Raw genomic sequence first — 13,018 nt, forward strand, 5'->3', positions numbered from 1 at the left:
GTAGAGCAGCCGACTGTAGATCGGCTTGTCCCCCGTTCAATTCGGGGAGGGCGGATTTTCTCACCTGTCGAACCAGAGCCGAGAGGTCACGCCGTCGTGCGTTCGCACATAGCCCGACGTATCTGGGAACATAGACAGAGTATCACGCCCTCGTCCGAGGGTTGAAAATGGCTCGTGAGAAGGGATGTACTGCTGTGGAGGCGAGCGGTGACTTAGAATTGGTCGTCAAACAAATGCGTGGCGAGTATGGAGTGAACGAGTCGTTTCTCCATCACTATACGACCGAGTACACGAACTGGATGAGAGGTTCGAGAGGTCCGAGATACGGCACGTCCAACGAGAGGAGAACTGGAGACCGACAAGTTAGTAGAGAGGGTCTTCTCAGGCTGAAATACCCATCCACTCTATACGCTGGATGACAGAATGTGGTGGACACAGAGGAGAGACTTACCGAGGCAGTATCGTGTGCTACGCGTACCCTGTCAGTGACGGCTTGCTAAATGGCGAGGGAATATATGTATCAACGTATTGCGTCCCCTTAGCGACGATTTGCGTACTTACGACGTTACTGGCTGTTCCATACGCTCATTCATCCCGAGTTGTTCCATTTCCCATTGGAGATACTCACCCATACCCTCTTCTAGAGTCCGGAACTCGAGGCTGAGGTCGCGCCTTGCCTTCGTGGAATCGACGCGGAACTGCCGTCCAGCCAAGAAATCGAGTATCTCGGGTTCGAGACCGTCCGGTGGCGTGATGACACTTTCAGCTGCCCGCATAATAGTGGCCAACCCGCCGAATACGGCATCGGGGACGACGCGTGGGCCTGGAATACCCGTGATTTTCTCAGCGTAGTCCATCAGCTCGGGCATCGTTCGCGGTTCACTGGCAACGATGTACTCTTCGCCGGGGTCGCCAACCTCCATCGCCCGGATGTGCGCCAGCGCGATATCGTCAACGTGGTCCATCGGCAGAGCCCAGTTGCGGGGAACCATCGGGAGATCACCAGTCAAGTAGTCCCGAAAGACCGTCTGTGGTTTCCCCTCCCCATAGCGTCCGGTATGAGGCCCGTAGACGCCGCCCGGTTGAACGATGACCAGCGGGAGGCCGTCTTCCATCATAGGCTTTGCAACCTCGAAGTGGGCTTTCCACTTCGTGCGAGCGTACTCAGCATAAGTCGGACACTCGGGGTCGATGGATTCGTCCAATGTGTCTCCGCTGGTTCCCGGATAAACGCCTATCGTACTGGTGTAGACGCCCTTGGGAATATCGAGTTCATCCATCAGTTCGAGGACTGTACGTGTCCCCCCGACGTTGATGAGTTCGGCCTTCGCAGCCTCGTCGGCATCAACCCCGATGTAGAACCACGCAGCAATGTGGAACACCCCGTCAACGCCGGTCATCGGTTCACGCATACGTTCTTTTTCGGTGACGTCACCCTCAACGACCGTCACCTGATCCGGCAGATGACTGGTGTTCGACCGCGAGCGCGTTAATGCGACAACGTCGTGCCCTTCGTCAACAAGTTGCTCTACCACGTGAGTTCCGATGAGGCCGGTGGCACCCGTAACGAAGTACTCCATAGTTAGCCCCTCGTTAACAGTTGTCAAAAAATTACGGATGAACTATGAGAGACTGCTTGGGCATTTTCTCGACACCTATACCCTGACACTTGTCCGATTAACATAGAGTGTGAATGAGGGAACTGAACGGAGCGGTGACCGCGGTAAAGGCATAAGATAGGGGTGAGACTACGACACTTTCTGAACGTTTTCTCTCAGAGGCATCCTCCCTCAAAGACATCTCCCCCGCTCCCGTGAGCGCAGCGAGCAACAGATAGCGAAACCCGCTTCGCTCGTCTCGCACGCTTCGATTCGTGGAGTGCGGAGATTAGTACCCGTCATAGCATAGTCGGCAGCTAACGCACCGTCGTTGAATTCATCCAGGTACGCTCTCCACGACGAGTCAGGACATACTGCTGTCTGCTGATGTCGTGCGTATTGCAGAGACCGTCGGATCGCACGGAGTGCACTGACGGCGGCGAGTGCGGTACAATAAGCGACGAGCAACCATCCGACGACGGCTACTTTCCGGAGCGACGAACAACCATCCGACGACGGTTACTTTCCGGAGCGACGAACAGACCTCCGATGGTGAATCGACGGACTGTGGGTACTCGGACGAGGTGGCTTCGGTACCTGAGTGGGTCGGCCCGATCCGTATCCCCTGTTCATTTCTTTCGGCGCTGATGTTCACTATGTGGGTGTCGGCGATCACGACGGAGCACCGTGTGCACCACGATGGTGTGAGGTGTGCTATCACAACAGTTTAATCCACCGACCCATAAGGAGTCCGTAGATGCCACGAGGGAGGCAGATATTCGGAACGAGGGGGACGCCGCCGGTCTCCCGGCGGCAGTGGCTGGCGGCAATCGGCGCCGGCGCGACGGCCGCCTTAGCAGGGTGTTCCACCGACAATGAGGGGACCAACACGCCTACCGGGACCGACGGAACCGGCGGAACCGACGGAACACCGTCAGTATCGGGGACGTACAACACCGTTACGGCGTCGTCGTTTTCCACGCTGAACCCGTTGTTCAACACCAGTTCCGGCGCAGGCACCGCGATCAGTCGCACAATCGATCAAGGATACACGTTCGATTTCGACGGGGGGTACTTCCCGCTGCTGTACGATATGTCAACCGACGACGAGGGGAGCGTGTGGGTCTTCGACATCCGCGATGGCCTGTCGTTCGGCGAAAAGTACGGGCAGGTCACCGCCGAGAGCTTCGTCTATCAGATCCAGGAACTCCACCAGACCGACTGGGCGGCCACGGCGCAGTCAGATTCCTGGAGTGGTGTGACCGTCGAGCAGACCGGTGAGTTGCAGTTTCAGGCGGAACTCCAGCAACCGCAACTGCTGTGGCCGGAGTCGTACGACCCGCTCTTGTTCCCGATCCCGCGAGAGCTTCTCGAACCTTACGTCAATGAGGAGGACTCTGAGGGGCTTCAACAGGATTCAGAGCTGCTGGAACTGACATTCACCGGCAACCTCGGGGCGTTCGTCCTTGACAAGTGGGAGCGCGGGTCGGGGACGACCTACTCCCGAAACGACGAATACTACATCCAAGATATCGACGAGGGCCCGGATCTCTTCGCGAACGCGCCGTACTTCGAGGGAGCGTCGATCGACGTCGTCGAGGAGCAGGCGTCGCGGCTCGCGGCCCTAGAAACCGGGGAGGCCGACTCGGCAGGGATCCCGCCAGAGCAGTTCGCGGAGTTCGAGCAGAAGTCGCAGGTCAGCACCTACCAGATCCCGCAGCCGTTCAACCGGATCCTGTCGGTGAATATGCGTGACAACGGGTGGAACGCGGGTCCGGGGAACCTGTTCAGACGTACCGCGTTCCGGCAGGGCCTGGCAGCCGCGATCGACAAACAAAAACTCATCACGGGTGTCTATCGCGGCCTCGCGAAACCTCACTATACGTGGCAGCCGTCGTGGTCCAAATGGTACCCCGGTGACGACGCTGTCAGGAAGTTCGGTACCGGCGACCGGTACGGCGGGGAGGTCGCTCGGGGCCTCGTAGAGGACGCGCTCTCAGAGTCGGAGTTCGACTACCGATTCGACGCGAAGACGCTCGTCACGCCCGCTGGCGAGACAGTCGCGCTCGACCTCTACCACTTAGCCGGCGGGGAGACCTCAAAACTCATCGCGGAGTTCATCGCCGGGGAGTTCGGCGACATCTTCGGAATCGACGTGACCGTCGAAGCCATCGACGGGGTCCGGTTCCAGCAGGACTACTGGACCGCCGAACCGAAGGGTGGCACGGACACGGTCAACGGCGAGAAGGTGACCTGGGATCAGCCGACGCCGAACAACCCCGGACCGCGGAGCGTCACCTCTTCTGAGTCCTGGGATATGTCGATCGTCTTCGGGCTCAACACGTATCCACAGAACCCGCTCACGAATCAGGCGTTCTTCGACGGCGCCAACTCGTTCTACAATCCCGTCGGCTACTACCCCCAGTTCGACGCGGCGGGTATTTTCGAGCGGGCGCGGGCGGCTGGTTCCGAGGAGGCGCTTCAGGAACCGTTCACCGAACTGTTCCAGAACCTCGCAGTAGAACAGCCCTACGTGATGCTCGTGTTCGGTGACGACCTCGTTGGATACAACCCAGATTTAGTCGGTCCAAAAGAGAACTTCTTCAACGGCTGGGATTTCCCGGCGTGGTACTTTGATGAGTGACGCAGTAGGCTGCCAGCGGCTGATCCCTCGGCTCGCTCGACGATGGGATTAGCCAGATACGTCGCGTTCCGGGTCGCGTGGGCGGCCGTCGTGTCCTTCATCATCGTCACAGTCACGTTCGGGCTGCTGGCGGCCGCCCCGAACCCGTCAGTGCAGAAGGCCGCCACGCAGGCGGCGCTGGAAGGCGGCAACCCACAGGAGGCAATCGAACGCCAGCGCCAACTCCGCGGGCTCGACGAGCCGCTACACGTCAGATATCTGGACTTCTTGCGTGGGATCTACACCCTCGAATGGGGGTGGTCCGACTACGCGAGCCAACCGGTGACCGCGGCGCTGGCCAACGCGATCTTCTACACTGCACAGTATTCTATCCCGTGGACCGTGCTAACGATCCTGCTTGGGCCCCTGATCGGCGTCTACTCCGCGGCGAACAAGTACACCTGGCGCGACCACGCAGCCACCGGGTTCGCTTTCTTCGGGTACGCGATTCCGAACTTCTTTTTCGGGATCATCCTGCTTCTGATCTTCGGGGTGTGGCTGGAGTGGATCCCGATCGTATATCAGACCAGTGTACCGACGTTCAGCCTCGCGAACGCTCGGCAACTGGCGATTCCGGTGTTCGTGCTGGTCACAGGGTCGATCGGGGCGATTATGCGCGTCTCGCGTAACGAGTCGGCGGCGTTCCGGAACGCGACGTTTATGAAAACCGCCAGGGCGAAGGGCGTCTCACCGCTGCGTGCGTACGCCTACCACGTGATGCGCCCGACACTAGTCCCGCTGTCGACGACGCTCGTCGGGCAACTGCTGGCGATCTTCCTCGGGTCGTCTCTGCTCGTGGAGGTGGTCTTCGGGATCCCCGGGCTCGGCCGGCTGACGTTCAACGCCTTGATCGCACAGGACACCAACCTGGTTCTCGGGTCGACGCTGCTGTTCACGTTCCTCGCGGTGGTTGGGAACCTGCTCGAGGACCTGGCGTTCACCGTCCTGGATCCGCGGATCAGTTACGACGACAGGGAGCTATGAGCATCGACACCGACGACACACCGCGATTCGACCAGGTGGATTGGGAGGCGTATGCCGGCGGTCGCACCGCCCGGCTCTCGATCAAAACGAAACTGTTCGCTCTCACTGTCGCGCCGATTCTCGCGCTCGGGGCCTACGACTGGTATGCCGTCGGGGAGCGAGAGACGGTGTTCGGGGCGCTCGGGGCGGCACTGGGCTTCGAGGGCGTCTTCGAGGCGGGTGGACTCGACTTCGTGGTCAGCACGGTGGATTACGCCTTCGCCGCCACGCTCCTGCTGTTCCTGTGGTATATCATCGTCCCATTATACCAACATCCTCGGATCACTCGCTACTACTGGCGGCGGTTCAGCCGGAACCGACCCGCGCTGGTGAGCCTCGCGTGGCTAGCTCTCGTCTTCGTGGGCGGACTGGTCGGGCCGCTTTTCCTCGCCCCGCCGGAGCAGAACGTGCTCGTGGGACACCAACCGCCGGTCGGACTGTCGATTGCCGAGGCTAACGTCGCCCAGTGCGTCGGCGAAGTCACGAACGGCCGGTGTACGGGGACGTGGCAGTATCCCCTGGGAACCACCCGCGGCGGGGAGGGGGTGTTCAAAAGCGTCGTCTACGGGATGACTATCAGTATGAAGATCGCGTTCATCACGACCACGATTGTCGCGGTCGTGGGGATCACTGTCGGAACCGTGAGTGCCTACGCTGGCGGCTGGTTCGACGAAATCGCGATGCGGGCAGTCGACATTGTGCTCTCGTTCCCGACGCTGCTGTTCTTCCTCCTCATTCTCTTCGCCTACGGTGCGGGGCTGGGAATGTTTATTATTATCTTTTCAGTGTTCGGGTGGGGCGGCACCGCGCGGTACGTCCGGAGCAAGGCGCTGTCGGTGTCCGAAGAGGAGTTCGTGAAGGCTGGCCGGCTGAGCGGCGCGAGCACCCGTCGGATCGTCCGCCGACACGTCGTGCCGAACACCGCGAGCAGCATTATCACGCAACTCACCCTCCTGATTCCGGGCTTCCTGCTGGCGGAGGCGCAACTCGCCTTCCTCGGGCTCGGTGATTCCACTATCGCCTCGTGGGGGCAGTTGATCGCCGCGGGCCGGAGCGACCTCTCGTTCGCACCCTGGATCGTGCTCGCACCCGGGATCGTACTGTTCCTCACCATCCTCGCGTTCAACTTCCTCGGCGACGCGCTGCTCGACGCGGTCGATCCCGAGGCCACCACGGAGGCCAACCGATGACCGACGCGCCGCTGCTCGACGTGACGGACCTGCGGACCACCTTCGACACCGAATCGGGCGAACTCGTCGCAGTGGACGGCATCGACTTCACCGTCGAGCGGGGAGAGACGGTCTGTCTGGTCGGCGAGTCCGGTTCGGGCAAGACCGTCACCGTCGAGTCGCTCACGGGACTGATCGACCAGCCGCCCGGCCGAATCACCGGCAGCGTCCGGTTCAAGGGGAAGGAACTCACCGACCTTCCGCCGGCGGAACTCCGGACCCACCGCGGGGCGTCAATCGCGCACGTCTTCCAGAACCCACAGGACGCGCTGAACCACTGCTACACCGTCGGGTGGCAGCTGATCGAGGCCATCCGAGTCCACGAAGACGTCACGAAGGCCGAGGCCCGGGCCCGCGCGATAGACCTCCTGAGTACGGTGGGGATTCCCGACCCCGCCGGTCGGATCGATGAATACCCACACCAGTTCTCCGGCGGGGAGAAACAGCGGGTAATGATCGCGATGGCGCTCGTGACCGAGCCCGATCTACTGGTGGCCGACGAGCCCACCACCGCCCTCGACGTGACGATTCAGGCGGGGATCCTCCAGTTGCTCGACGACCTGAAGGCTGAATACGGGATGGGCGTGCTGTTCGTCACACACGACCTCGCGACCGTGAGCGAGATCGCCGACCGTATGGTGGTGCTTTACGCTGGAGAGGTGATGGAACGGGGGACGGTGCTCGACGTCTTCCAGCGCCCGGCCCACCCCTACACCCGTCGGTTGCTCGCGTGTTTGCCGGGGTGGGGCGACGGCCCCGCGGGCGAAGTGGAGACGCGCGGCGGGATCGCGGGCTCGCTTCCGGACCCGACCGACCTGCCGGACGGCTGCCGGTTCGCGGCGCGGTGTTCCCACGCAGTGTCGGCGTGTTCGGCCGGCGATCAACCCCCGGAGATCGATCTCACTGACGGGCACTCTGTGTCGTGCATCCACTACGAAGCGGGCGACGATCCGTCGGTGCTCCCGGCGACCGGCGACGCCGAGACGCCGGTAAGTGATGGGTCGAGCGCCGGCGACGACCCCGATTCAACCCGCCGAGGCGTGATCGAGGATGAGTGATCAGCCGCTGCTATCGGTTCGAGACCTGCGGAAACACTACACCACTTCACGGGGGGGGCTGCTCTCACGGGAGACTACCCGGGTCAAGGCCGTCGATGGCGTGAGTTTCGACATCGCTCCCGGGGAAGCGCTGGGACTCGTCGGCGAGTCGGGATGCGGGAAGTCGACGACCGCCTCGTCGATCCTCCGGTTGACGGAGCCGACGTCCGGGGAGGTGCTTTTCAATGGCGGCGGCCGCGGGGGGGCCGTTCGGAACGACGACGGCACCCATCCGAACGACGTGACGCAGTTCGACAGCCAGGAACTGAAGACGTTCCGGCGGGACGCACAACTGATCTTTCAAGACCCGACGTCGAGCTTCGACCCGCGGATGTCGGTCGGGGCATCGATCGCGGAACTCCCGCTGGTGCACGGGATGACGGACGCCGACCAGCGACGGGCGATTGTTGAGGACCTCCTCGAACGGGTCGGGCTCTCGGCTGAGTGCTACGACCGCTATCCACACGAGTTCTCGGGCGGCGAAAAGCAGCGTCTCGCGCTCGCGAGAGCGCTCGTGCTCAACCCCGATCTACTCGTCGCCGACGAGCCTGTATCGGCGCTGGACGTGTCAGTCCAGGCCGACATCCTGTCGCTGATCGACGACCTCCGGACGGAGTTCGGACTGTCGGTGTTGTTCATCAGCCACGACATCTCGGTGGTGCGGGAACTCTGCGATCGGACCGCGGTGATGTACCTCGGCGAGATCGTGGAGATGGGGTCGACGGAGGCGGTTCTGGAGGATCCACAGCACCCATACACCGAGGCGCTACTGTCGGCGGTGCCGACTCCGGACCCCCAGACCCGGAGCGACCACATCGAACTGACTGGCAGCGTCCCCACCCCCGCAGATCCCCCCTCCGGTTGTCGGTTCCACACTCGGTGTCACCGCGTCATCCCACCCGACGAAATCGAACTGGAGCAGGCGGAGTGGCGTCGGTTACTCGACTTCCGGCAGCGGGTCGTGGCCGGCGAGATCAACCCGGAGTCGGTTCAGGAACGGCTTCGCGCCGACGATCCAACCAACCCGCGTCCGGAGGAGCCAGTGTCCGGCGACGGCGGTCGGCCCGATCCGGGCGCCGAGGCCGACGTCGGCCCCGACACCGAGGCCCGAGTCCGGCGGACGTATCAACTCCCGGAAACGCTGTCGGATCCGGCGGCCGAGCGTGCGCTCTCGGAGTCGATTGCGGCGTTGCTGGCCGGCGACGACGACCGCGCCGCCGAACTGCTCGCCGCCGCGTTCACCACGCCGTGTGCCGAAACCGCTCCCGAGTTCACCACCCACGGGGACGACCACGAAGCGGCGTGTCTCCGGCACCGCCCCGAGTTCGGCGGGTTCGGCGGCGAGTAGCCGCCCGAGGTCGGAATAGGAGCCGGACCGATGTCGGGGTCCGAGCCAACTCACGCCGCACTGTCGGCTGCCGGCGGCGGATCCAGTATAAACGGTCCGTGCAGTTCGTCATTGACCGATAGCGGCTCTTTGGCCGCTATCCGTTCGCCGTCGCGTCGCCCCGCATCGAGCGGTGAACGGTACAGATGTAGTAGTCGAGTTCGTCGGCGAGGCCGCGGGTCATCGTGAACGCGACCGTCCCGCCGTCGTCGCGCCACGCGACGGCCGCGTTGCCCTCGAACTCCCCGCCGGCAGACTGCGAGAGCAGCGGCGTGTCGTCGGCGCGCCGCAATGCGAACGGGTGCGCGCTCCAGCCGTTGTTCTCGATCACGTACCGGACCCCGACCTCGAAAGTCATCGTCGGGTTTGACTCGTCGATTGGCGCGACCGACCCGCTGCCGTCTTTTGAGACGACCCACGCGCTGAACCCCTGGTTGTCGATCGTCACGTCGACCGATTCCGGTGGCGCTTCGGTGGGAGTCGGGGTCGGTGTGGGTGTCTCAGTCGGGGTCGGCGTCGAAGTCCCGGTCGTCGTCGGACCCTCCGTGGGCGTCTGGGTATCAGCGCCCGTGGCGGGATCTTGGGTCCCGGTCGCGGTCCCATCGGAATCTGCCTCTGTCGCCGTCGCTCCCCGATCACTTCCGGAACAACCGGCGAGTCCAGCCGTCAGCATCGCCGCAGCGGCGCCCAATACGGTCCGTCTTCTGTGATCCACAGGCTACCTCGCCTCCGGGTGGCCGGTGTCGTCCGGGAGTGAATACATATGTACTTTATGCGATGTCCGGACGTATGACCGTTACGCCGAGTAGACGCAGTCTCACTGACCGACAGAAGAGGCTGTCCTGTTCGTGGTGGCGTCACCTCCAGACGAGTGGCAAAGTGTAGAGCAGACTCTCAAGTGGGGTCAAATGTCGCTACGATACTTGCACCACCGTCTATCTTCAACGTGTAGTTCCGATTCGGCTCCATCGATCGACTCACAGAATCAGATAACGGGCGGAGCGTACAGCGTTGAGCACGGAGAGAAACGATGTTCAGATGCCCGTCAACCCTCTTCCCCACCGTTTTGATACAGTCTACGGACAGTCGGGACTGCTCGGTACCGGTGACGGCTGATAGGTTGGATTTGATAATAGCAATATTGTCTGGAAGATAAGATATAATTTGATATAATTTGGTACGATATCCCAGTTTCAGTTATGCGTTGGAGAGGCGGTGGGGCTCCTGTTCGGGAAACTCATCGCCCCAGTCCCGAGCCCAATCGTCGAGGTCATCCAGTGCCCCGAGAAGTTCTTCGCCCCTCGTCGTGAGGTCGTAGGAGACGGCGACAGGAGCATCCGCCTCCATTCGCCTGCCGACCACATCGTTTTCGACGAGTTCGTCTCCCGGAACTTCGAGGCGGGACGTTCTGACGATGGGTCCTCGCCACTCTCTAAGAACGGAGAGCAAATCGACGGGACGTTCTTCCGACAATCGTCGTTTGCGACCCACTCGGTCGTGACCGAGCGAAACGCAGTCAACGTAGCAGACGACGCACCACTGGAACTGCTTGGCCCGCTCGGGTGTGGGGTCAAGACCGGTGCCAGGGGGGTCATCAATTCCCCAGCGCCGGATCAAGGTCCCTCGCTGGTCATCTTCGAGGCCGAGTCTGTCGGTCTGGGTGCTCCCTCGGGCGCAAAACTCGTGGGGTGCTCCGAGCTCATCCGAGTCGACTTGGATCACGGACGCCTCGAGAAAGCGTCGGAACTCGACCGCGGTGCGGATTACACGCTGGAGACGACTGGTCAGCCGAGCGTTCTGAAACAAGCCACCGAGGTGTTGGCTTCGGCCGGGGAGTGCGGCGTCATCGGTGCATCCCCCGGTGGGGACGGCGGTCGGCCTGGACATAAATCACATCCTGAACGCCGGCCGTCGACTCAGGGTATCGTCGAGGGCGATTCAGCTCCAAAAGAGTTCATTCCGGACCTCCTGAATCTGTATGAACGAGGCGAGTTCCCGTTCGACGAACTCGTCTCATTTTACGATTTTGCGGAGACAAACCAGGCGATTGATGACGTTGAATTGGGGAACGTTATCAAGCCGGTGTCGCAGATGAACTCCTGATCGCACCAATTATTGTAGCGTTTGCGAGTCTTCGCTCACTCGATTGCACGACCGCGTGCGATCGGCTGTGCAATCAGTTGCAAACGCTACTATGGCCGCGCTCGAACAGATCAAACTTCGAATCCCGGCCGGAGCGTCGATTATGAACGGTCACTCGACGACACTCGAAGAGATCGGATTCGTTGATCACGTCGCAGAGGAGGACCACAACTGGCGAAACCTCCACGATGAAATCTTTGCCATAGACGATGAAGCGAAGCCGACCCAGGCCCGGCGTGAATCCCAGGCCGCCGATTACTTCCTCGGGAGCGACAACGCTATCGCAGCGTCGGGAGAGTTGGTCGCTGCTGATGCGGCTGGCAGCCGTGTCGATGCGTATCCGTTCGCCGCGGCCAATTTCACACTGATAACCGGGGGCAACAGGATCCCCGCGGATCTTGAGACGCCCCGGTATCGGTTAGAGAAGGTCGCATACCGGTTCGAGGATGTACAGACACAGGACGAGTACGGCCTGGAGAGCCAGAAAGCGAAGGAGTTCAGTTACCATCACGAACTGGAAGACGACCGGTCGACAGTGATGCTCATCGATAGTCGACTGGGCTTCTGAACTGAGGCGCCTGATTCACAGAGGAGCCGGACTCTTGATGACGAGGAGATTTCGCCTCTCGTGTCACTGAGCTTTGACGCCGGAGGGCACACACGTTTCGGAGGTTGACGAGTTTCACCGGATAGCCGACGAGTGCGGTATTTCTGCATAATCTCCATCGTATTCCAGAATCACCTCGGCCGGATCGCCGGTCTCGACCGCCATCTCGAACGTTCGATCGGCTTCGGAGGCTTTCGCTCTCGCAGGTTCGGCGACCCCGTCGGCCCGCTCGCGGGCGCTCTCACGGCGGCCATCTCTAGTACCAGCACGCCTCCCTCGCTCATCCCCCGTCGGTCGGTGTGACGACGTTCGGGACTGTCACCTGACAGTCGAAGAGTTCGACTGCCTCCGCGAACGCCTCGTCGGACAGCGGCGACCCATCGAGCGGGACTAGAACGTGGGATGGCGGCATATGGCAGCGTTGTCACGCTCCCCCATATTGGCGGTCGGCCCGGAGACGCACACCGGAGACGTTAATCCGGTGAACATCCATCTGCTCGCACCACACCGGTGATTTACATCGACCGGGCCGTACCGACGAACCGATGCCCACGGTCTACGTTACAGCCCCCCGCGATGCTGCTCAGGAACTCGCTTCGTTCCTCGTCAAAGAACGGCTGGCGGCCTGCGTGAACGTCGTCGACTGCGAGTCGTTCTATCGGTGGGAGGATACTATCCACGAGGGCGACGCCGAATCGATTCTCTTGGCCAAGACGACGGCCGAGCGGTATCCCGACCTGAAGACACGGCTCGAAGACGTGCACCCGAACGACGTACCCTGCATCGAGCGGTTCGACGAGACGGACGTTCTCGACAGTTTCGCCGGGTGGACCGACGCGGAAGTCGACGAAGAGCTTCACCGGGAATCCTGAGAGTACGTAGCGCTCTGTAGCCGTTTGTATCGCTCATATATCAGTTTAAGCAGTCAGGGCGGCACAGTTGATACGATGAATGAGACCAGCTCCCACGAGGCCGTAATTGTCCGGCGGCCGATGAACGACCACGGCACGATGACCGTAGAAGTACCCGAATCGAACGAGATCCGGCACATCTGTGAGTACGGAACGCCGGAACTCAGGCGCACCCTCGGGAGTCTCCCGGCTGACGCGAACCTCTCAATCGAGATGGTCCGTGTGGGCGTCCGCGCGAACGTGTGGCGCGCTGTCGATACGGCCGATCGGCAGTCCGCCAGGCCCACACCATCCGATAGCGACGCGATGTTGCGACAGGAGTCCTGAACCGACCGACGCCC

The 13,018-nt window shown here is 61.8% G+C and carries 11 protein-coding genes and 2 pseudogenes; 9 read left to right on the forward strand and 4 right to left on the reverse strand.

What is annotated here, in order from left to right; genetic code table 11:
• Positions 1-149: 149 nt before the first annotated feature.
• Positions 150-419: pseudogene (locus ABEI27_RS05720) on the forward strand (hypothetical protein); the annotation flags it as partial.
• A gap of 138 nt (positions 420-557) precedes the next feature.
• Here ABEI27_RS05720 and ABEI27_RS05725 read toward each other — a convergent pair.
• Positions 558-1,580 (reverse strand): NAD-dependent epimerase/dehydratase family protein, encoded by a 1,023-nt coding sequence (locus ABEI27_RS05725; protein ID WP_375798449.1) that lies wholly within the window; start codon positions 1,578-1,580, stop codon positions 558-560.
• Between the two features lie 775 nt (positions 1,581-2,355).
• Here ABEI27_RS05725 and ABEI27_RS05730 point away from each other — a divergent pair.
• From ABEI27_RS05730 to ABEI27_RS05750, 5 genes are read left to right on the forward strand one after another with little or no spacing between them, the layout of a single operon-like run.
• Complete coding sequence (locus ABEI27_RS05730; protein WP_375798450.1) at positions 2,356-4,242, forward strand: ABC transporter substrate-binding protein; 1,887 nt, start codon at positions 2,356-2,358, stop codon at positions 4,240-4,242.
• Between the two features lie 42 nt (positions 4,243-4,284).
• Positions 4,285-5,265, forward strand: a complete 981-nt coding sequence (locus ABEI27_RS05735; RefSeq protein WP_375798451.1) for an ABC transporter permease — start codon at positions 4,285-4,287, stop codon at positions 5,263-5,265.
• A gap of 2 nt (positions 5,266-5,267) precedes the next feature.
• A complete protein-coding gene (locus tag ABEI27_RS05740) occupies positions 5,268-6,494 on the forward strand; it encodes an ABC transporter permease (protein WP_375798572.1) in 1,227 nt (408 codons plus the stop codon).
• Positions 6,491-7,591: an ABC transporter ATP-binding protein gene (locus ABEI27_RS05745; protein WP_375798452.1), complete on the forward strand. Its 1,101-nt coding sequence runs from the start codon at positions 6,491-6,493 to the stop codon at positions 7,589-7,591. The genes ABEI27_RS05740 and ABEI27_RS05745 overlap by 4 nt, the downstream gene beginning before the upstream one ends.
• Complete coding sequence (locus ABEI27_RS05750) at positions 7,584-8,978, forward strand: ABC transporter ATP-binding protein (RefSeq protein ID WP_375798453.1); 1,395 nt, start codon at positions 7,584-7,586, stop codon at positions 8,976-8,978. The genes ABEI27_RS05745 and ABEI27_RS05750 overlap by 8 nt, the downstream gene beginning before the upstream one ends.
• Positions 8,979-9,114: 136 nt before the next feature.
• Here ABEI27_RS05750 and ABEI27_RS05755 read toward each other — a convergent pair whose 3' ends face one another.
• Together ABEI27_RS05755 and ABEI27_RS05760 are read right to left on the reverse strand one after the other, a co-directional pair.
• The gene (locus ABEI27_RS05755) at positions 9,115-9,732 is read right to left on the reverse strand and encodes a hypothetical protein (RefSeq protein WP_375798454.1); all 618 of its coding nucleotides are present in this window, start codon (positions 9,730-9,732) and stop codon (positions 9,115-9,117) included.
• Positions 9,733-10,214: 482 nt separating this feature from the next.
• Positions 10,215-10,904 (reverse strand): winged helix-turn-helix transcriptional regulator, encoded by a 690-nt coding sequence (locus ABEI27_RS05760; RefSeq protein WP_375798455.1) that lies wholly within the window; start codon positions 10,902-10,904, stop codon positions 10,215-10,217.
• Positions 10,905-11,211: 307 nt separating this feature from the next.
• Between ABEI27_RS05760 and ABEI27_RS05765 the strand changes: the two genes are divergently transcribed.
• On the forward strand, positions 11,212-11,727 hold the full coding sequence (locus ABEI27_RS05765) for an LUD domain-containing protein (RefSeq protein ID WP_375798456.1): 516 nt from the start codon (positions 11,212-11,214) through the stop codon (positions 11,725-11,727).
• Positions 11,728-11,886: 159 nt separating this feature from the next.
• Here the strand turns inward: ABEI27_RS05765 and ABEI27_RS05770 are convergent.
• A pseudogene (locus tag ABEI27_RS05770) lies at positions 11,887-12,178 on the reverse strand (universal stress protein); the annotation flags it as partial.
• A gap of 133 nt (positions 12,179-12,311) precedes the next feature.
• Here ABEI27_RS05770 and cutA point away from each other — a divergent pair.
• On the forward strand, positions 12,312-12,638 hold the full coding sequence (gene cutA / locus ABEI27_RS05775; RefSeq protein WP_375798457.1) for a divalent-cation tolerance protein CutA: 327 nt from the start codon (positions 12,312-12,314) through the stop codon (positions 12,636-12,638).
• A 75-nt stretch (positions 12,639-12,713) separates the two neighbouring features.
• Positions 12,714-13,004: a hypothetical protein gene (locus ABEI27_RS05780; RefSeq protein WP_375798458.1), complete on the forward strand. Its 291-nt coding sequence runs from the start codon at positions 12,714-12,716 to the stop codon at positions 13,002-13,004.
• Positions 13,005-13,018 lie beyond the last annotated feature (14 nt).

It is taken from the genome of Halobellus sp. (assembly GCF_042218505.1).
Taxonomy (GTDB): Archaea; Halobacteriota; Halobacteria; order Halobacteriales; family Haloferacaceae; genus Haloquadratum.